The following is a 20,474-nucleotide window of genomic DNA, read 5'->3' as shown; positions in this document are numbered from 1 at the left end:
CCGCGCGAGAGCCGGGAGGTGTCCGCCGGGTCATGGCGGGCGCGTGGTGACCGGCCGGTGGGGCCTGGTCCAGCCCGACGTCCCGGTCGTCGCCCAGGGCGGGTTCCGCGGGGCCACCCGCCACCCGCATGGCCCACCCGCGCGGGATCCGTCGGGGGAACCACCCGCCGGGGCCGGGAGAGCACCGAACCGCCCCGCCGTGCCATCCGCCGGCCGAGTGAAAGCGGACAGGAGCGCCCATGCCCGCACCCGGTTCGTCTGCCGCGGAGCGGATACAAAGGACAAAACCCCGCAAAGCATCACAAGCCCAGGTGAGCCCATGATCGGTCGCATTCCTGTTCTGGACATCCGCCCGCAGATCGATTGCGGCCGCCGCCCGGCGAAGGCTGTGGTGGGGGAGACCTTCGAGGTCTCGGCCACGGTCTTCCGCGAAGGGCATGACGCCGTCGCGGCGAATGTGGTGCTGCGCAATCCGGCCGGGCGCTGCGGCCCCTGGACGCCGATGCAGGAGCGGGCACCCGGCTCCGACCGGTGGAGCGCCGAGGTCACCCCCGGCATCGAGGGCCGCTGGACGTTCACCGTCGAGGCCTGGTCCGATCCGGTCACCACCTGGCGGCGGCATGCCGGCATCAAGATCCCGGCGGGGATCGACACCGAGCTGATGCTCGCCGAGGGTGCCGAGCTCCATGAGCGGGCGGCCGCCGAGGTCCCCAAGAACGACGGGCGCGAGGCGGTGCTCGCCGCCGTGGACGCGCTGCGCGACGCCGGGCGGCCCGCCGCGACCCGGCTGGCCGCGGCGCTCGCCCCCCAGGTCACCGAGGCGCTGGCCCGCCACCCGCTGCGCGAACTGCTCACCGTCTCGCGTCCGATGCCGCTGGTCGTCGAGCGCCGGCGGGCCCTGTTCGGCTCGTGGTACGAGCTCTTCCCGCGCTCCGAGGGCGCCACCGTCACCCCGGACGGCACGGCCGTCAGCGGCACCCTGCGCACCGCCGCCGACCGGCTGCCGGCCGTGGCCGCCATGGGCTTCGACGTGGTCTATCTGCCGCCCGTCCACCCCATCGGCACCGCCTTCCGCAAGGGCCCCAACAATGCGCTCACGGCCGGCCCGGACGATGTCGGCTCCCCCTGGGCCATCGGCTCACCGGCCGGCGGTCATGACGCCCTCCACCCGGACCTGGGCACCTTCGATGACTTCGCACACTTCGTCCGCACCGCCCGTGACCTGCGGATGGAGGTCGCCCTGGACTTCGCGCTCCAGTGCTCCCCGGACCACCCCTGGGTCACCCTGCACCCCCAGTGGTTCCACCACCGCGCGGACGGCTCGATCGCCTACGCCGAGAACCCGCCGAAGAAGTACCAGGACATCTACCCGCTCGCCTTCGACAGCGACTTCCGCGGGCTGGTCCGCGAGACCGAACGCGTACTGCGCTTCTGGATGGCCAAGGGCGTACGGATCTTCCGGGTGGACAATCCCCACACCAAGCCGGTGGCCTTCTGGGAGAAGGTGATCGGCGACATCAACCGCACCGATCCGGACGTGCTCTTCCTCGCCGAGGCGTTCACCCGCCCGGCCATGCTGCACACCCTCGCCGAGATCGGCTTCCACCAGTCGTACACCTACTTCACCTGGCGTAACACCAAGCAGGAGCTGACCGACTACCTCACCGAACTGACCGGCGAGAGCGCCTCCTACCTGCGGCCCAATTTCTTTGTGAACACCCCGGACATCCTGCACGCCTACCTCCAGGAGGGCGGCCGCCCCGCCTTCGAGGTACGCGCCGTACTGGCCGCCACCCTCTCCCCCACCTGGGGTGTCTACGCCGGATATGAGCTCTGCGAGTCGACGCCGGTACGCCGCGGCAGCGAGGAGTACCTCGACTCGGAGAAGTACCAACTCAAGCCGCGCGACTGGGATGCGGCAGCCCGGGAGGGACGCACCATCGCCCCTCTGATCACCACGCTCAACCGCATCCGCCGCCGGCACCCTGCCCTGCAACAGCTGCGCAATCTGCACTTCCACCACGTCGACAACGAGGCCGTCCTCGCCTACTCCAAGCGCGAGGGGAACGGCGACCGGGCCGACACGGTGCTCACGGTGGTCAACCTCGACCCGCACCACACCCACGAGGCGACGGTGTCGTTGGACATGCCGGAACTCGGCCTCGGCCGGCACGAGTCCTTTCCGGTGCGCGACGAGCTCACCGGCGATACCTACCACTGGGGCAGGGACAATTATGTGCGCCTGGAGCCGGGCCGCTCACTCGCGCCCGCCCATGTGCTGTCGCTGCGACCGTCCTCACCGATCGGAGGGTCACCCAATTGATCGTCAATGAGCCTGTCCCCGACACATTCGAGGACACCCCGGCGAAGGACCGCGATCCCGACTGGTTCAAACGGGCCGTTTTCTACGAAGTCCTGGTGCGCTCCTTCCAGGACAGCAACGGCGACGGCATCGGCGACCTCAAGGGCATCACGGCCAAGCTCGACTATCTGCAATGGCTGGGGGTGGACTGCCTCTGGCTGCCGCCGTTCTTCAAATCCCCGCTGCGGGACGGCGGTTACGATGTCGCCGACTACACCGCGGTGCTCCCCGAATTCGGCGACCTGGCCGATTTCGTGGAATTCGTGGACGCCGCACACCACCGCGGTATGCGGGTCATCATCGATATGGTGATGAACCACACCAGCGACCAGCACCCGTGGTTCCAGGAATCGCGCACCGATCCCGAGGGGCCGTACGGCGACTATTACGTCTGGGCCGACGACGACAAGCAGTACGCCGACGCCCGCATCATCTTCGTCGACACCGAGGCCTCCAACTGGACCTTCGACCCGGTCCGCAAGCAGTACTACTGGCACCGCTTCTTCTCCCACCAGCCGGATCTCAACTACGAGAACCCGGCGGTCCAGGAAGAGATGATCTCCGCCCTGCGCTTCTGGCTCGATCTGGGGATCGACGGTTTCCGGCTGGACGCGGTGCCGTATCTCTACGCCGAGGAGGGCACCAACTGCGAGAATCTGCCCGCCTCGCACGCCTTCCTCAAGCGGGTCCGCGCGGAAATCGACGCGCATTACCCGGACACCGTGCTGCTGGCCGAGGCCAATCAATGGCCGGAGGATGTCGTCGACTACTTCGGCGATTACGGCGTCGGCGGCGACGAATGTCATATGGCCTTCCACTTCCCGGTCATGCCGCGCATCTTCATGGCGGTACGCCGCGAATCGCGCTATCCGGTCTCGGAAATCCTCGCCAAGACCCCGGCGATCCCGTCCGGCTGCCAGTGGGGCATCTTCCTGCGCAACCACGACGAGCTGACCCTCGAAATGGTCACGGACGAAGAGCGCGACTACATGTACGCGGAGTACGCCAAGGACCCGCGTATGCGGGCCAATATCGGCATCCGCCGGCGGCTGGCCCCGCTGCTCGACAACGACCGCAATCAGATCGAGCTCTTCACGGCCCTGCTGCTGTCCCTGCCGGGTTCGCCGATCCTCTATTACGGCGACGAGATCGGTATGGGCGACAACATCTGGCTCGGCGACCGGGACGCGGTGCGCACCCCGATGCAGTGGACGCCGGACCGCAACGCCGGCTTCTCCTCCTGCGACCCGGGCCGGCTCTTCCTGCCGACCATCATGGATCCCGTCTACGGCTACCAGGTCACCAATGTCGAGGCCGCGATGAGTTCGCCGTCCTCGCTGCTGCACTGGACCCGGCGGATGATCGAGATCCGTAAGCAGAATCCGGCGTTCGGGCTCGGCAGCTACACCGAGCTGTCCTCCACCAATCCGGCGGTGCTGGCCTTCCTGCGGGAGGCCCCGGGCACCGGCGGCGCGGATGACGACCTGGTGCTGTGCGTGCACAACTTCTCGCGCTTCGCCCAGCCCACGGAGCTGGACCTGCGGTCGTTCAGCGGCCGCCATCCGGTGGAACTCATCGGCGGGGTCCGCTTCCCGGCCATCGGGGAGCTGCCCTACCTGCTGACCCTCGCCGGCCACGGCTTCTACTGGTTCCGGCTGCGCAGGAACTCCGGTTAGCGCCGGTGCCCTGACCGGCACGGGCACCGGAAAGACGCCCGTACGCGGCCACCTGGCGCGTACGGGCGTTTTTTGACCTTTCGCCCGGGCAGTCTCCCTACTACCGCACGGGCCGGGTGAGCCATCGTCGGTCCCCCGGCCCGGGAGGGGCCCGCCGCGCAGCGGAGCAGCGCACGCCGGAAGACCGCTGCCGTACGGACGCTCTCGCCCGCCCGGGCGTGTCCGCAAGGTCCCGTCATCCGCCGCGAGCCGGACGGGACCTTGCGGATACGCCCGAGCCCCGGACTCCGTCTGGGGGTACCCCCACCGCGCCGCCGCACAGTCAAGGCCGCATTCCGGGACACTTCGTCCTATATGTCGTGTGCCCGGGGAAAGGACGCGACGCCATGTCGGACACCGCCTCGACCCGTGCCACCCGCAACACCCCTGATCGTCGCCCGCTCGTCGCCGCCCCCGATCTGCTGTCCTCGCTGGTCCCCCTGCTCGCCGAGTGGGTGCCACGCCAGCGCTGGTTCGCCGGCAAGGGGCGGCTGGTCACCGGCTTCAGCCTGCTCTCGGCGACCGAGCTGCTGCCGTGCACCGGCGACGGCACCGCACCGGGCCTGCTGCAACTGCTCGTCCGCGCCCAGCAGAGCGCACCCCCGAGCCGTACACCGGCCGGCGGCGACCGCTACCAGCTGCTGCTGGGGGTGCACCCCGCGCCGCCGCCCCAGCTGGCGCCCGCCGTGATCGGGCGCCCCGGCAGCGGTCCGCTGCGCGGCCGTGCCGTCTATGACGCGCTGCTCGACAGCCGGCTGTGCGGGCTGCTGCTGGAGCGGCTGCGGGTCCCGGGCCGGCTCGGTGCGCTGCGCTTCTGCCGGGAGCCCGATGCCGTCATCCCCTCCGGGCTGCCGGGCCGGCCGATCGCCGTCGAGCAGTCCAACTCCTCGATCGTTTACGGGGATTCGTTCATCCTGAAGGTCTTCCGGCGGGTCGAGCCGGGCATCAACCCGGACCTGGAGCTGCCGCGGGCACTCGCGGATGCCAAGTGCGCACGGGTGCCCGCGCCCGCGGCATGGTTCGAGTCGGCGGCCCCCGACGAGGGCGGGGAGCCGACCACGCTGGGCGTGCTCCAGCCCTTCCTGCCGGGCTCGGCGGACGGCTGGCAGCTGGCGCTGAACGCGCTGGCCGTACGCGCCGACTTCACCGGTTCGGCGCGGGCGCTCGGCCATGCCACCGCGGAGGTGCACACCGCACTCGCCCAGACGCTGCCGACCACCGAGCTGCGCCGCCCGCAGCTGGAGGTGATCGCCGCCCAGATGACCGAGCGGCTGACGGCCACCGCCCGCGCCGTGCCCGTACTCCAGCCCTACCGGGCCCGGCTGCGGACCGCCTTCGACGCGCTGGCCGCGATCGGCCACGACGGCCGCAGCTGGGCCGCCCAGCGCATCCACGGCGATCTGCACCTGGGTCAGACGCTGCGCTCCGCCGACGAGGGCCGCTGGTCGCTGATCGACTTCGAGGGCGAACCGGCCCGTCCGCTCGCCGAGCGGCGCCGGCCGCAGCCCGCGGTGCGTGATGTCGCGGCGATGCTGCGCTCCTTCGACTACGCCGCGCGCAGCGGACCGGCGGGCGGCGACCCCTGGTCGCTGGAGTGGGCGCGGCGCACCCGGGACGCCTTCTGCCTCGGATACGCGGAGGCCGGCGGGCTCGATCCGCGCTCCGCGCCCGAACTGATGCGCGCCTATGAGACCGACAAGGCCGTCTACGAAGTGCTCTACGAGGCCCGGCACCGGCCCGACTGGCTGGCCGTCCCGATGGCCGCCATCCGGCGCCTGGCGGCGGGCGGGGAGCGGGCCGTGGGGGTGGACGGGGCCGGCCCGTCCCGGGCCGCCGGGCCCGACGGCCGGGGGTGAGGGGCCGCAGCCGACCGCCGCACCGCCGCCCGTCCGCCCCCGACACCCGACCGATGCCTTGCCCCGAGGAGGCCCTCTCGTGATGCGCCCGTCGCCCGCCCCCCATTCAGCCGGACCCCCCTCCGGGTCCCCGTCACCCGCCAGCGGTGCCGCGGCGACCGGTGGGAACACCGCCGGTCCCACCTTCGCCGCCCGGCCGCCCGGCCTCCGGGACCGGGCCGCGGCGCCCGGCCGGACCGGCGGGCCCGCGGGCCCGCCCCGGACGGAGCGGCCGACGGGCAGCCACGGGGTCCGGGCCGCCGCACCGCTGTCCGACGAGGACCGGGGGCGGCTGCTGGGCGGTGCTCATCACGATCCGCACGGGCTGCTCGGCGCCCATCCCGTACGCGGCGGGCTGCTGCTGCGGGTCCTGCGGCCGTATGCGAAGGGCGTCACCGTCCTGGCGAAGGGGCTGCGGGCCGAGCTGCCGTCCGAGGGGGACGGGCTGTTCGCCGGGGTGCTGCCGCTGCGCACCGTCCCGGACTACGAGCTGCTGGTCGACTACGGCGACCACACCGTGACCGTGCGGGACCCCTATCGCTTTCTGCCCGCGCTCGGCGAGCTGGATCTGCATCTGTTCGGTGAGGGCCGGCACGAGCAGCTGTGGCGGGCGCTCGGCGCGCGGATCCTGGAGCACCAGGGCGTGACCGGCACCCGCTTCACGGTCTGGGCCCCCAACGCCCGGGGCGTCCGAGTCGTCGGCGACTTCAACTACTGGGACGGCACCGGCTTCCCGATGCGCTCGCTGGGCTCGTCCGGTGTCTGGGAGCTCTTCCTCCCGGGCCTCGGCGAGGGCGAGCTGTACAAGTTCGAGATCACCCGGCCGGACGGCTCCAGGACGGTGCGGGCCGACCCGATGGCCCGCCGGACCGAGTGCCCGCCGGCCACCGCCTCGATCGTGGAGGCGTCGCACTACCACTGGAACGACGCCGACTGGATGGCCCGGCGCGGCGCGCGCCCCGTGCACGAGGCCCCGTTCTCCGTCTACGAGGTGCACCTCCCCTCCTGGCGGCCGGGCCTGACCTACCGCCAACTGGCCGCGCAGCTCCCTGCCTACGTCCAGGACCTGGGCTTCACCCACGTCGAGTTCATGCCGGTCGCCGAGCATCCCTTCGGTGGCTCCTGGGGCTATCAGGTGACCGGGTTCTACGCGCCCACCGCGAGGATGGGCACGCCGGACGACTTCCGCTTCCTGATCGACGCGCTGCACCGGGCCGGCATCGGGGTGCTGATGGACTGGGTGCCGGCGCACTTCCCGCGCGATGACTGGGCGCTGGCGGAGTTCGACGGGCGCCCGCTCTACGAGCCGCAGGATCCGGCGCGGGCCGCGCACCCGGACTGGGGCACCCTGGAGTTCGACTACGGCCGTACCGAGGTCCGTAACTTCCTGGTCGCCAACGCCGTCTACTGGTGCGAGGAGTTCCATATCGACGGTCTCCGGGTGGACGCCGTCGCCTCGATGCTCTATCTCGACTACTCCCGCGAGGACGGCGGCTGGACACCGAACGAGCACGGCGGCCGGGAGAACCTCGATGCGGTCGCCTTCCTCCAGGAGATGAACGCGACGGTCTACCGCCGCTGCCCCGGCGTCGTCACCATCGCCGAGGAGTCCACGGCCTGGGACGGCGTCACCCGTGCCACGCATCATCCCGGGCCCGGCGGCTTCGGCGGTCTGGGCTTCGGCCTGAAGTGGAACATGGGCTGGATGCATGACTCCCTGGGCTATGTCTCCAAGGATCCGGTGCACCGGAAGTACCACCACGGCGAGATGACCTTCTCCATGATCTACGCCTACTCCGAGAACTATGTGCTGCCGATCTCCCATGACGAGGTGGTGCACGGCAAGCGCGCGCTGGTGTCGAAGATGCCCGGTGACTGGTGGCAGCAGCGCGCCGGCCACCGGGCCTATCTCGGCTTCATGTGGGCCCACCCCGGCAAGCAACTCCTCTTCATGGGGCAGGAGTTCGCCCAGGGCGCGGAGTGGGCGGAGAGCCATGGGCCGGACTGGTGGCTGCTCGACTCCTCGTACGAGGCGGAGCCGGACCACCGGGGCGTACGCGATCTCGTGCGCGAGCTGAACGGTCATTACGCCGCCACGCCCGCGCTGTGGGAGCGCGACACCGACCCGGCCGGCTTCTCCTGGATCGACGGCGAGGCGAGCGAGGACAATGTCTTCCCCTTCCTGCGCTTCGCCGCCGACCGGTCGCCGCTGATCTCGGTCACCAACTTCTCCCCCGTCGTCCGCCGGGCCTACCGGCTCGGCATCCCCGACCGATTCCCCGCCTGGCGCGAGGTCCTCAACACCGATGAGCCGCGCTACGGCGGCAGCGGCGTCGGCAACCCCGGCGTCCTCACGGCCGAACCGACCCCCTGGAACGGCCGCTCCGCCTCCCTCTCCCTGGTGCTTCCCCCACTGGCCACCCTCTGGCTACGACCGTCCTGATCCCTCACGGCTGATGGTTGTCGGACCCTGCGTGCACCGCTGCGGCTCCCCCGCCGAACAGATCCGTCCCCCACGTCGCTATGGCCCGTTCCTCCTTGTTCGTACCCCCGCGCGGCCGGCGCCGGCCGACCGCGTTTTCCTGTCACGTGCATGGTGTCAGGGGGCACTGACAATCCCTCCGCGGGAAGGAAACGCGCAGGTCGGAGCGGTGGTCGAGGGCGATCGCGGCAGGGCGTACGGAAGGGGCGGGCGCCGTGTGCGGCACCCGCCCCTTCTCCCCTCCTGAAGCCCGGGGTCAGACCTTGGCGGACGTCTTCTCCGCGCCGCCGTCCCGCGGTGCGACGACCGCCGCGGCGGCCGGCTGCGCATGCGCGTCGTCGACCAGCGTCTTCTCGTCGAACGGCACCTGTCCGGCGAGCACTTCGGTCACCCGGCCCTTGTCGATCTCCTTGGTCCAGGTGCCGATCAGCACGGTGGCCACCGCGTTGCCGGCGAAGTTGGTCAGGGCGCGCGCCTCGCTCATGAAGCGGTCGATGCCGACGATCAGGCCGACGCCGTCGACCAGTTCGGGGCGGTGCGACTGGAGGCCGCCGGCCAGCGTCGCCAGGCCCGCGCCGGTGACACCGGCCGCCCCCTTCGACGCGATGACCATGAACACCAGCAGCGAGATCTGCTGGCCGAGCGGGAGCGGCTTGCCCATCGCCTCGGCCACGAACAGCGAGGACATCGTCAGGTAGATGGCGGTGCCGTCGAGGTTGAAGCTGTAGCCGGTGGGGACGGTGATGCCGACCACCGGCTTACTGACGCCCAGATGCTCCATCTTCGCGATCAGCCGGGGCAGCGCCGACTCCGAGGAGGAGGTGGACAGGATCAGCAGGAACTCCCGGCCGAGGTACTTCAGCAGCAGGAAGATATTGACGCCGGCGACCAGCCGGAGCAGCGCGCCGAGCACCACGATCACGAACAGCAGACAGGTGACGTAGAAGCCGACCATGATGACGGCGAGGGACTTCAGCGCGTCCAGGCCGGTCTCGCCGACCACCGCCGCGATGGCGCCGAAGGCACCCACCGGCGCCGCCCACATGATCATGGCCAGGACCCGGAAGACCAGCTTCTGGAGGTGTCCGACACCGCGCAGCACCGGCTCGCCCGCCGAGCCCAGCGTCTGGAGCCCGAAGCCGACCAGCAGCGCCACCAGCAGCGTCTGGAGCACCTCGCCCTGGGTGAAGGCGGAGACCAGCGTGGTGGGGATCATGCCGAGCAGGAACTCGGGCAGCGTCTCACCGCCGCCCTCGGTCTGCGCGTGCCCGGCGTGCTTGACGGTCTCGGTCAGATGGAGGCCGGAACCGGGGTCCAGCAGATTGCCGACGACCAGGCCGATGGCGAGCGCGACGGTGGACATCACCATGAAGTAGCCGAGGGCCAGGCCGCCGACCGCACCGACCTTGGCGGCCTTCCGCACCGAGCCGACCCCCAGCACGATCGTGCAGAAGATGACCGGCGAGATCATCATCTTGATCAGGTTCACGAAGCCGGTGCCGAGCGGCTTGAGCTGGACGGCGACACCGGGCGCGGCGAAGCCCACGACGATGCCGAGCAGCACCGCCCCGATCACGGCGATGTAGAGGAAATGGGTCCGGTCCCGCTTCACGGGCGCGGTCTCCCCGGTGGTGCCCCCACGCGGCGGGGTCTGTGCAGCCACTGCTGCCTCCTCGGTCTACGGCGGTGCGCTGATCTGCGGCTCTGACACACCACAAGTTCCGGTGACTATGCACGCCACTGTGGCGCCCGTCACCCTTACGTACATTTCGTTCACGTAAAAGTGACCGTGCAGACTGTTTCGCGGTCACCGTGCAGACTGTTCTGCATGCGACTCCCCCGACCCCGCCCTTCCCGCCGGCTGCGCGGCCCCCGCAGCCTGGCCGGGCAGCTGTTCGCCATGCAGGTGGTGCTGGTGGCGGTGGTCGTCATGGGGTGCGCGCTCTTCGCGTACGTCAGCGCCGGCCGGCAGGCGGAGGAGACCGCGCGGCGGCAGGCGACCGCGGCGGCCACCGCCGTCGCCGACTCCCCGGCGGTCGTGGCGGCGGCCCGCACCAAGGACCCGACGGCCGCGCTCCAGCCGTACAGCGAACGGCTGCGGCGGGACGCCGGGGTCGACTTCGTGGTGATCATGTCGCCGAAGGGCATCCGCTGGACGCACCCCGAGCCGTCCGCGATCGGCAAGAAGTACTTCGGGCACATCGGCCCGGCGCTGCGCGGCGAGATCTTCCCCGAGACGCACCTGGGGGTGCTCGGGCCGTCCGTACGGGTCGTCGCACCGGTCCGGGACCCGCGGCGCGGCGGCCGGATCACGGCGCTGGTCAGCTCCGGGATCACCATCGAGACGATCAGTGCGCAGCTGCGCGACCAGGTGCTGGCGCTGGTGGGCGTGGCCGCCGCGGCGCTGGCGCTCGGCGGTCTGGGCACGTATGTGATCAACGCCCGGCTGCGGCGGCACACCCACGGGATGAACGCCGGGGAACTGAGCCGGATGCACGACTACCACCAGGCCGCGCTGCACGCCGTACGCGAGGGGCTGCTGATGCTCGACGGACAGCGCAGGGTCGCCCTGATCAACGACGGCGGGCGGGAGCTGCTGGGGCTGTCCGAGGACGCGGTGGGCCGCCGCGTCACCGAGCTGGGGCTGCCGGAGCCGCTGACCGAGGCGCTGCTGGAGCCCGGCCCGCGGGTCGACGAGCTGCAGCTGACCGGCGAGCGGGTGCTGGTCGTCAACTCCTCGCCGGTCTCCGGCGGTGAGCGGCGCGGCAGCGTCGTGACCCTGCGCGATCACACCGAACTCCAGGCGCTCTCCGGGGAGTTGGACTCGGTACGCGGCTTCACCGAGGCGCTGCGTTCGCAGGCCCACGAGGCCGCCAACCGGCTGCACACCGTGGTCTCGCTGATCGAACTGGGGCGGGCCGAGCAGGCCGTGGAGTTCGCCACCGCGGAGCTGGAACTGGCCCAGGCGCTGACCGACCAGGTCGTCGGCGCGGTCGCCGAGCCGGTGCTCGCGGCGCTGCTGCTCGGCAAGGCGGCCCAGGCCAACGAGCGCGGCGTGGAACTGACGCTGACGCCCGACAGCCGGATCGACGACGGGGTGCTGCCGCCCGGTCTGCCGGCCCGCGACCTGGTCACCGTGCTGGGCAACCTCCTGGACAACGCCATCGACGCCGCCGCGCCGACCCAGGAGCACGGCGCCACCGAGCCGCCCCGGGTGCGGGTCACCGCACGGGCGGCCGGGGGCGAGCTGCTGCTGCGGGTGGCGGACACCGGGCCGGGGGTGGCCGCGGAGGCCGCCGAGGAGATCTTCCGCCGGGGCTGGAGCACCAAGACGGGCACCGCGACGCCCGCCCGGGGCCGCGGGCTGGGCCTGGCCCTGGTCCAGCAGGCGGTCCGCCGCAACGGCGGCACCGTGACCCTGGACCGGGCAGCGGAGGGCGGCGCGCGGTTCACCGTACGGCTGCCGCTGCGGGCGGAGGCCGCGAGATGAGACGGCAGCCGCCCTGCGCGGTCCGCCCGGCGGCGAGAGGATGGATGCGGTGACCCCCTCCGACATCCGGGTCCTCGTCGTCGAGGACGATCCGGTCGCGGCCGACGCGCACGCCCTGTACGTCGGGCGGGTGCCCGGCTTCACCGTCTCCGGCACCGTGCACTCCGGCGCCGACGCCCGCCGCCACCTCGAACAGCACGCCGTCGATCTGCTGCTGCTCGACCTCTACCTGCCCGACGGCCACGGGCTCCAGCTGGTGCGTACGCTGCGCGCGGCCGGGCACACCGCCGACATCATCGCGGTCACCTCGGCGCGGGACCTGACGATGGTGCGCGAGGGCGTCTCGCTGGGCGTGGTGCAGTACGTCCTCAAGCCGTTCACCTTCGCCACCCTGCGCGACCGGCTCACCCGCTATGCGGAGTTCCGGGCCGCCACCGGCGAGGCCAGCGGGCAGGACGAGGTGGACCGGGCGATCGCCGCGCTGCGCGCACCGCGTCCGGCCGCGCTGCCCAAGGGGCTGACCGCGGCCACCCTCCAGGCGGTGACCACCGTGCTGCGGGCCGCCGGGAGCGGGCTGACGGCGACCGAGGCGGCCGCCGACGTGGGCATCTCGCGGATCACCGCCCGCCGCTATCTCGAACATCTCGTGGAGAGCGGCCGGGCCGCCCGCGCCCCGCAGTACGGCCAGGTGGGCCGTCCGGAATTGCGCTATCGCTGGTCGGGCCATTGACCCACTGTGACCGGTGACTTACTTTCAGCGGGCAGGACACCGTGGTTAGTTGGAGGTCGTGCCGTGCGCCCCACCGCCCCGCTGATGCTTCTCGCCGCCACCGTCGTGGCCGCCGGCACGCTCACCGCCTGCGGCAGCGGGTCCGGGAGCGACTCCGGCACCGTCAAGGTCGCCTTCATCAAGGACACCAACAGCAAGGTCACCGTCCGGGACGACTATGTCCGGCTGGTGGCCCGGCAGTTCGAGAAGGACCACCCCGGCAAGAAGGTCCGGCTCATTCCGATCCAGGCGTCCGAGAACGACTACTACACCAAGATCCAGCAGATGATGCGCTCCCCGCGGACCGCACCGGATGTGGTCTATGAGGACACCTTCCTGGTCAACTCCGATATCACCGCGGGGCTGTTACGGCCGCTGGACTCCCATCTGCGGACCTGGGACGACTGGCGGCAGTTCGAGCCGGCCGCGAAGGCCGCGGCCAAGGGGCAGGACGGTAAGACGTACGGGGTCCCGGACGGTACGGACACCCGCGGACTGTGGTTCAACAAGAAGATCTTCAAGAAGGCCGGACTGCCCGCCGACTGGCGGCCCCGGAGCTGGGACGAGGTGCTGGACGCGGCCCGGACCGTCAAGCGCGAGGTCCCCGGCGTCATCCCGCTGAACGTCTTCACCGGCAAGGGCGCGGGCGAGGCCGCCGTGATGCAGGGCTTCGAGATGCTGCTCTACGGCACCGGCGAGCACCCGCTCTACGACCCGGGCGCGAAGAAGTGGGTGACCGGCACCCGGGGCTTCCGGGACAGCCTGACCTTCCTCGACACGGTCTACAAGGAACACCTCGGGCCCGAGGTCTCCGACGCCCTCAGCCCCAACATCCAGACGAATGTGGCCGCCGAGCTGCTGCCCGAGGAGAAGCTCGCGATCGATCTCGACGGCTCCTGGCTGGGCCAGCAGTGGCAGAAGACGGGCGGCGGCAATCCCTGGCCCGCGTGGTCGACGACGCTCGGCCAGACGCCGTTCCCCACCCAGCACGGCGCCCCGCCCGGCAAGGTCAGCCTGGCCGGCGGCTGGACCTGGTCGGTGCCGCGGAACGCCCAGCAGCCCGAACTGGCCTGGAAGTTGATCGAGACCTTCCAGTCGAAGCCGAACGCCCTGGAGTGGTGCGTACGCGGCGCCCAGATCGCGGTGCGCAAGGACGTCGCGGCCGACCCCCGCTACCGGACGTCGGTGCCCGGCATCGGCTTCTTCACCGGTCTGGTCGGGATCAGCCGGTACCGGCCCGCGCTGCCCGAGTACCCCAGGGTGGCCGCGGCGATCGGCGAGGCGATGGAGGCGGTCACCGCCGATGACGCCTCGCCGGCCAAGGCGGCCGCCGACTATGACACGACGCTGAAGTCCCTGGTCGGCGGCCGCACCGTCGCCAAGCCGTGACCAGCACCGTCGCCCGGGCCGCGGCCCGCGTCCGGCGGACCGGCGCCCCGTCCGCCGGTGGCCGCCGCGCCCGGCTGCTGCGCTGGTCCCCGCTCGTCCCGGCCACCGTCCTGCTGCTGCTCTTCCTCGTCGGCCCGATCGGCTACTGCGTCCTGATCGCCTTCACCGACACCCAGCTGACCGGCCAGGAGTCGGCGTCCTTCGTCGGGCTGGCCAACTTCCGCCGGGCGGTCGGCGATCCGGCCTTCCGCAACGCCGTCGTGCTGACCCTGGTGTTCACCGTGCTCTCCTCGCTCGTCGGGCAGAACACCCTGGGACTGGCGCTGGCCGGACTGATGCGCCGCGCGTCCCGGCCGGTTCGGGCCCTGACCGGCGCGACGGTGATCACCGCCTGGGTACTGCCGGAGATCGTGGCGGGCTTCTTGCTCTACACCTTCTTCGAGCGCCGCGGCACCCTCAACGCCCTGCTGGCCTGGTTCCAGCTGCCCGCCCAGAACTGGCTGTTCACGCTGCCCATCGTGGCCGTGTCGTTCGCCAACGTCTGGCGCGGTACGGCCTTCTCGATGCTGATCTACTCCGCGGCGCTGGCCGGGATCCCCCAGGAGGTCACCGAGTCCGCCGAGGTCGACGGGGCGGGCGGGCTGCGGCGGCTGTGGCACATCACGCTCCCGATGATCCGCCGCTCCATCGGCACCAATCTGATGCTCAACACCCTGCAGACGCTGTCCGTCTTCGGGCTGATCTGGACGATGACCCGGGGCGGTCCGGGCAACCGCAGCCAGACCCTGCCGGTGTTCATGTACGACCAGGCGTTCCTGAAGTCCCTGATCGGCTACGGCACCGCGGTGGCGCTGCTGTTGCTGCTGGTGGGGGCACTGTTCTCGGCCGTGTATCTGCGGCTGCTGCGCGAGGAGGTCTGACCGTGCCGCTCCCCCGCCGTCACCTCCCCCGAGCTCTCCGGCCCGCTCCGCGCAGGGGGCGCACCCACCGGCTGGCCGCCGACGCCGGGCTGCTGGTCGTGGCGGTGGCGTTCGCGGTGCCGCTGGTCTGGCTGGTGCTGGCGTCGCTGGACACGGAGGCGACGCTGCGGGTGCGGCTGCCCGGGTCCCCGACGCTGCACAACTTCTCGGCGGTGCTGACCGACGAGATCACCTTCACCCCGATGCTCAACAGCCTGCTGATCTGCGGCGGCGCGACCCTGCTGACGGTGGTCTGCGCGGCACTGGCCGCCTATCCGCTGTCCCGCTTCCGCTCGCGGCTGGCCCGCCCGTACCTGCTCACCGTCCTGTTCGCCACCTGTCTGCCGGTCACCGCGGTGATGGTCCCGGTCTACGGGCTCTTCGTGCAGGTCGATCTGATCGACACCCGGTACGGCACCGCGCTGTTCCTGGCCGCCGCCCAACTCCCGTTCGCCATCTGGCTGATGAAGAACTTCATGGACGGGGTGCCGACGGTCCTGGAGGAGGCGGCGTGGACGGACGGCGCCTCCTGGCCGCAGACCCTGCTGCGGGTGATCCTGCCGCTGATGGGCCCCGGCGTCGCCGTCGTCGCGATCTATACCTTCATCATGATGTGGGGCAATTTCTTCGTCCCCTTCATGCTGCTGCTCTCCCCCGAGCAACTGCCCGCCTCGGTCAGCATTTTCACGTTCTTCGGCAATTACGGCGCCATTGCCTTCGGCGAACTCGCGGCCTTCTCGATTCTGTACTCGACACCGGTCGTCGTGCTGTACATCCTTATCTCCGGACGGCTCGGCGGCGGTTTCGCGCTCGGCGGTGCCGTGAAGGGCTGAGGAGCCTTTCCACCGGAAAGCGCCCGAGGCCGGAGCCGGAAACCGGCCGGTTAGGAGCTTCCTACGACGTTCCGGCTTGGGTATCCGCACGATAGGTGCGGCCGGACTCCGTCACTTACCGTGTGCCGGTGAACACGCACGCCGGGGAGACCGGTCGTCCCCCTTTCGACGCCGCGGCCGCCCGCCGCCTCCGTGAGGCCCTCGGCATGACCCCCGCCCATGTCGCCTACGGAATAGCGGCCGCCTTCGGCATACGGATAGCGCCCGAAACGGTGGCCTCCTGGGAACGGGGCGAGAGCTCCCCCACGGAGGCCGAACTGACCGCGCTGGCCGGTGCCCTGTGGTGCGCACCGGGCGAGCTGCTCGGTGCACCGGGCACCCTGCGCGAATACCGGCTGGCGCTCGGCCTCGCCCCGGTGGACCTCGCGCTGCGGATCGGCATGGACGCGGGCGCGTACGAGCGGCTGGAGGCCGGCGGGACCTGGCGCGGCAACGACCGGCAGGCCGCGGCGCTCGCCGAGGTGCTGCGGCTGCCGCTGCCCGCACTGCTCCGCTTCACCGGCCGGGACGGGCAGCTGGCGGAGCTGCTGACCAGCGCCGCCACCACCCGCTGGCAGGCCTATGTCCGGCCGGTCGGCAAGCTCGTACCGCTGCCGAAGCGGCAGCTCCAGGACGTGCTGCAGAACCTGCACGACGAGTATCAGACGACCATGGCCGGCACGCTCCACTGGGGCGACGGGACCGGCGCCGAGGAATCCGGCCGGGCGGGGCGCGCCTTTCTCGATGACATCGTGGCGGAATTCTGGGCCCGGGCCGGTAGCCAGGGACCCTGAACGCGGCCCGGCAACCCTGACCTCTCCCGTCGGCCGCTGGGCGTACGGGCGTCCGTCCAGAGAATGACAACGGGGCCGGTGATGGCACTTCCGGCCGGTCCGGCTTTCCGTCCCTCCGGGTGAGGACTGCGCTGACCTGGGCTCGAAGAATAGGAACGTCGAAATCTTCCGTTCCTTCTCCAGGAGTCCCCGTGTCCCACGCGGCTGCTTTCCCGGGCTTCCCCGGTTCCCCCACCTCCACCCGCGCCGCCGTCGCCGCCCGCGCCACGGATCTGAGCAAGGTCTACGGCCAGGGGGAGACCCGGGTGGTCGCGCTGGACTCCGTCTCGGTCGAGTTCGGCAAGGGCCGGTTCACCGCCATCATGGGCCCCTCCGGCTCCGGTAAGTCGACGCTGATGCACTGCATGGCCGGTCTGGACGCGATCTCGTCCGGCTCCGCCCGGATCGGCGACGTGGAGCTGGCGTCGCTGAACGACAAGCAGCTGACGCGGCTGCGCCGGGACAAGATCGGCTTCATCTTCCAGGCGTTCAATCTGCTGCCGACGCTGTCCGCGCTGGAGAACATCACGCTGCCCATGGACATCGCGGGCCGTAAGCCGGACCGGGAGTGGGTCAGCCGCGTGGTCGAGACGGTCGGCCTGTCCGGGCGCCTGGCGCACCGGCCGGCCCAGCTCTCCGGTGGCCAGCAGCAGCGGGTCGCGGTCGCCCGGGCGCTGGCCGCCCAGCCGGAGATCATCTTCGCCGACGAACCGACCGGCAACCTCGACTCCCGCTCCGGCGCCGAAGTGCTGGGCTTCCTGCGGGAGTCGGTGCAGGCGATGCAGCAGACGGTGGTGATGGTCACTCATGACCCGGTCGCCGCGAGCTATGCGGACCGGGTGGTCTTTCTCGCCGACGGTCACATCGTCGAGGAGCTCCACGAGCCCACCGCGGACACCGTCCTGGACCGGATGCGGCTCTTCGACGCCAAGGGACGTACGAGCTGACGCCCGGCACACCGCACCACCGCGCTCCCCGGCGCGCCGCCCTCCATCCCGAGCCACCGGACCAGGACTGACACCACCACCATGCTGCGAACCGCCCTGCGCAATGTCCTTGCGCACAAAGCCCGATTGATGATGACCGCGCTCGCGGTCCTGCTCGGCGTCGCCTTCGTCGCCGGCACCCTCGTCTTCAGTGACACCGTCGGCTCGGCCGTCAAGAAGGCGTCCGAGAAGAACCTCGACGGGGTCGCCGTCTCCGTCCAGGCCGAGGCCGACGACAGCTCCCCGGCCGTCGAAAAGGACGGCAAGCGGTCCACCCTTGTCGACGAAAAGCTGGCGGACAAGGTCCGCGCACTGCCCGGCGTGCGGTCCGTACGCAGCAATGTCAACGGCACGGCCACCGTCGCCGGCCCGGACAATGTGCCGCTCGGCCACGACTGGCAGAACCTCGCCACCAACTTCCAGCCGGGTAAGGACGGTCAGGACCCCCGCTACCCGCTGCTGAAGGGCCGCGGGCCGGCCGCCGGCGACGAGATCGCGCTGGACGAGGCGACCGCGAAGGCGTCCGGCCGCAAGATCGGTGACTCCGTACGGTTCGCCACCGACGGCCCGGTGCTGACGAAGAAGCTGGTCGGCATCGTCTCCACCGACGACCCGCAGGTCACCGCGGGCGGCAGCCTGACGCTCTTCGACACCGCCACCGCGCAGAAGCTGTTCCTGCACCCCGGCCAGTTCGACGAGCTGGTGATCGGTGCCGCGCCCGGCGCCGATCAGGAGGCACTGACCGACAAGGTCAGCGAGGTGCTGCCCAAGGACCGTGCCACGGCGACCAGCGGCGCCGATCTCGCCGCCGAGCAGTCCAGGATGGTCTCCAGCCAGAACAAGGCCCTGAGCCAGACGCTGCTGACCTTCGCCGGGATCGCGCTGTTCGTCGGCGTCTTCATCATCGCCAACACCTTCACCATGCTGATCTCCCAGCGCAGCCGGGAGATCGCCCTGATGCGCGCGATCGGCGCCTCCCGCCGTCAGGTCGTGCGCTCGGTACTCGCGGAGGCGGCCCTGCTGGGCCTGATCTCGTCGGCCGTCGGATTCGCGCTGGGCATCGGCCTCGCCGTCGGCCTGCGGGCGGTGCTCGAAGCGAATGGCGCGGGCTTCCCGGACGGGCCGCTCGTCATCAGCCCGGCCGCGGTGCTCTCCGCGCTCGGTGTGGGCGTCGTGGTGACCGTACTGGCCGCCTGGCTGCCGTCCCGCAAGGCGGCGAAGATCGCCCCGGTGGAGGCGCTCAACACCGTCGAGGCGCCGCCGGCCCTGCGCAGCCTGGTGCTCCGCAACTCCCTCGGCGCGGTCATCACCGGCCTCGGTATCGCGACCATGTGCTACGTCTCCACGCTGGAGAAGGCCGACGACCTGCCGATCGCGATGGTGGGCGGCATGCTGACGCTGACCGGCGTCATCATCCTCGCGCCGCTGCTGTCCCGGCCGCTGGTCTCGCTGGCGGGCGTCGTCACCACCCGGCTCTTCGGCATCAGCGGCAAGCTGGCCAAGGAGAACACGCTGCGCAACCCCCGCCGTACGGCGGCGACCGCCTCGGCGCTGATGATCGGCCTCACCCTGATCACCGGTATGACGGTCGTCGGCAACTCGGCCGGGCAGGCCATGGACAAGATGACGGCCCAGGGGCTGAAGGCCGACTACAAGATCGGGACCTCCTCCGGTCTGGACCCCGAGCTGTCGCAGAAGGTGGCGGACGTCCCGGGCGTCGAGGCGGCGGCTCCGCTGCGCAATACGGGCTTCACGACCCCCAATTCCTCCATGGGCCTGATGGGCACCGACCTCAGCACGATCGGCACGCTCACCCAACTGGACTTCCTCAGCGGTTCGTTGAAGGGTGCCGGAGGCAACGACATCGCGGTCTCCCAGGAGATGGCCACGATGAAGGGCTGGCACACCGGCGACACCCTGGACGCCACCTTCTACGACAAGAAGAAGGCGAAGCTCAAGATCGTCGGAATCTACGCGGACAACGAGCTGCTCGGCGACTCGGTCGGCGCCACCTCGCTGGCGGCGCCGCACCAGCTCGTGCCGATGGTCGAGTCACTGCTGGTGAAGGCCCAGGACGGCCCCTCGGAGGAGCTGGCGAAGCAGATCCGGCACGCCCTCGGCGACAGCCCGCTGCTGAAGGTCCAGGACCACGCCGACCTGCGCAAGGAGAACGCCGCAAGCATCGAGATGGTACTCAACGTCTCCTACGGGCTGCTGGGCATGGCCGTCATCATCGCGGTGGTGGGCGTCGTCAACACCCTCGCCATGTCGGTCTTCGAGCGGACCCGTGAGATCGGGATGCTGCGGGCGATCGGCCTGGCCCGCAGCGGCATCAAGCAGATGGTCCGGCTGGAGTCGGTGGTCATCGCGCTGTTCGGCGCGGGCCTGGGCATCGCGGTGGGTGTCTTCTGCTCCTGGGCCGTCGGCAACCTGGTCAGCGAGGGCCTGCCCACCTACGAACTGATGCTGCCCTGGGGCCGGCTCGCGCTGTTCGTACTGATCGCGGCGGCCGTGGGGGTGCTGGCCGCGCTGTGGCCGGCCCGCCGGGCGGCCCGGCTGAACATGCTGGAGGCCATCGGCGCCCAGTGACCAATTGACCGCCACCCCCCACAAAAAAGCGGGGGGGGGGGGGGGGGGGGGGGGGAGGGGGGGGGGGGCGGGGGGGGGGGGGTGGGGGGGGGGGGGGGGGGGTCGGCGGAGGGCGGGGGGATCCGTCGACCTC

The 20,474-nt window shown here is 71.1% G+C and carries 13 protein-coding genes; 12 read left to right on the top strand and 1 reads right to left on the bottom strand.

What is annotated here, in order from left to right; genetic code table 11:
- The first annotated feature begins 319 nt into the window (after positions 1 to 319).
- The 4 genes from ACZ4XD_RS12320 (at position 320) to glgB (ending at position 8,415) form a co-directional block, all read left to right on the top strand.
- Entirely contained in the window at positions 320 to 2,323 is a 2,004-nt protein-coding gene (locus ACZ4XD_RS12320; protein ID WP_468041127.1) for an alpha-1,4-glucan--maltose-1-phosphate maltosyltransferase, read from the top strand.
- Positions 2,320 to 4,038, top strand: coding sequence for a maltose alpha-D-glucosyltransferase (gene treS, locus ACZ4XD_RS12315; RefSeq protein WP_042148918.1), 1,719 nt, complete (start codon positions 2,320 to 2,322; stop codon positions 4,036 to 4,038). Before ACZ4XD_RS12320 ends, treS begins: the two co-directional genes overlap by 4 nt.
- A gap of 386 nt (positions 4,039 to 4,424) precedes the next feature.
- Positions 4,425 to 5,933 (top strand): maltokinase N-terminal cap-like domain-containing protein, encoded by a 1,509-nt coding sequence (locus ACZ4XD_RS12310; RefSeq protein ID WP_468041124.1) that lies wholly within the window; start codon positions 4,425 to 4,427, stop codon positions 5,931 to 5,933.
- 82 nt (positions 5,934 to 6,015) lie between these two features.
- Positions 6,016 to 8,415 carry a 1,4-alpha-glucan branching enzyme gene (gene glgB / locus ACZ4XD_RS12305; RefSeq protein ID WP_468041121.1) on the top strand — a complete coding sequence of 800 codons (2,400 nt, stop codon included), beginning with the start codon at positions 6,016 to 6,018 and terminating at the stop codon, positions 8,413 to 8,415.
- 295 nt (positions 8,416 to 8,710) lie between these two features.
- Here glgB and ACZ4XD_RS12300 read toward each other — a convergent pair whose 3' ends face one another.
- The gene (locus ACZ4XD_RS12300) at positions 8,711 to 10,117 is read right to left on the bottom strand and encodes a cation:dicarboxylate symporter family transporter (protein ID WP_468041119.1); all 1,407 of its coding nucleotides are present in this window, start codon (positions 10,115 to 10,117) and stop codon (positions 8,711 to 8,713) included.
- A gap of 165 nt (positions 10,118 to 10,282) precedes the next feature.
- Between ACZ4XD_RS12300 and ACZ4XD_RS12295 the strand changes: the two genes are divergently transcribed.
- From ACZ4XD_RS12295 to ACZ4XD_RS12260, 8 genes are all read left to right on the top strand, one after another.
- Positions 10,283 to 11,944, top strand: coding sequence for a sensor histidine kinase (locus ACZ4XD_RS12295; RefSeq protein WP_468041115.1), 1,662 nt, complete (start codon positions 10,283 to 10,285; stop codon positions 11,942 to 11,944).
- Between the two features lie 49 nt (positions 11,945 to 11,993).
- Entirely contained in the window at positions 11,994 to 12,674 is a 681-nt protein-coding gene (locus ACZ4XD_RS12290) for a response regulator (RefSeq protein WP_042148912.1), read from the top strand.
- Positions 12,675 to 12,737: 63 nt separating this feature from the next.
- Positions 12,738 to 14,102 carry an extracellular solute-binding protein gene (locus tag ACZ4XD_RS12285; RefSeq protein ID WP_468041111.1) on the top strand — a complete coding sequence of 455 codons (1,365 nt, stop codon included), beginning with the start codon at positions 12,738 to 12,740 and terminating at the stop codon, positions 14,100 to 14,102.
- Positions 14,099 to 15,022: a carbohydrate ABC transporter permease gene (locus ACZ4XD_RS12280; protein ID WP_468041108.1), complete on the top strand. Its 924-nt coding sequence runs from the start codon at positions 14,099 to 14,101 to the stop codon at positions 15,020 to 15,022. Before ACZ4XD_RS12285 ends, ACZ4XD_RS12280 begins: the two co-directional genes overlap by 4 nt.
- Positions 15,023 to 15,024: 2 nt before the next feature.
- Positions 15,025 to 15,894, top strand: coding sequence for a carbohydrate ABC transporter permease (locus ACZ4XD_RS12275; protein WP_468041105.1), 870 nt, complete (start codon positions 15,025 to 15,027; stop codon positions 15,892 to 15,894).
- Positions 15,895 to 16,016: 122 nt separating this feature from the next.
- The gene (locus ACZ4XD_RS12270) at positions 16,017 to 16,727 is read left to right on the top strand and encodes a helix-turn-helix domain-containing protein (protein WP_468041101.1); all 711 of its coding nucleotides are present in this window, start codon (positions 16,017 to 16,019) and stop codon (positions 16,725 to 16,727) included.
- A gap of 191 nt (positions 16,728 to 16,918) precedes the next feature.
- Complete coding sequence (locus ACZ4XD_RS12265; RefSeq protein ID WP_468041099.1) at positions 16,919 to 17,713, top strand: ABC transporter ATP-binding protein; 795 nt, start codon at positions 16,919 to 16,921, stop codon at positions 17,711 to 17,713.
- An 81-nt stretch (positions 17,714 to 17,794) separates the two neighbouring features.
- Positions 17,795 to 20,341 carry an ABC transporter permease gene (locus tag ACZ4XD_RS12260; RefSeq protein ID WP_468041095.1) on the top strand — a complete coding sequence of 849 codons (2,547 nt, stop codon included), beginning with the start codon at positions 17,795 to 17,797 and terminating at the stop codon, positions 20,339 to 20,341.
- The last annotated feature ends 133 nt before the right edge of the window (positions 20,342 to 20,474 follow it).

This window comes from Streptomyces sp. NPDC029466, from assembly GCF_055574515.1.
The sequence above is the reverse complement of the archived record's forward strand: the minus strand, read 5'-3'. Positions and strand labels throughout refer to the sequence as shown.

Bases quoted from the DNA above. Each gene is read 5' to 3' on its own strand.
- ACZ4XD_RS12320 (WP_468041127.1), top strand. From the start codon at position 320: ATGATCGGTCGCATTCCTGTTCTGGACATCCGCCCGCAGATCGATTGC.
- ACZ4XD_RS12295 (WP_468041115.1), top strand. From the start codon at position 10,283: ATGCGACTCCCCCGACCCCGCCCTTCCCGCCGGCTGCGCGGCCCCCGC.
- ACZ4XD_RS12310 (WP_468041124.1), top strand. From the start codon at position 4,425: ATGTCGGACACCGCCTCGACCCGTGCCACCCGCAACACCCCTGATCGT.
- ACZ4XD_RS12260 (WP_468041095.1), top strand. From the start codon at position 17,795: ATGCTGCGAACCGCCCTGCGCAATGTCCTTGCGCACAAAGCCCGATTG.
- glgB (WP_468041121.1), top strand. From the start codon at position 6,016: ATGCGCCCGTCGCCCGCCCCCCATTCAGCCGGACCCCCCTCCGGGTCC.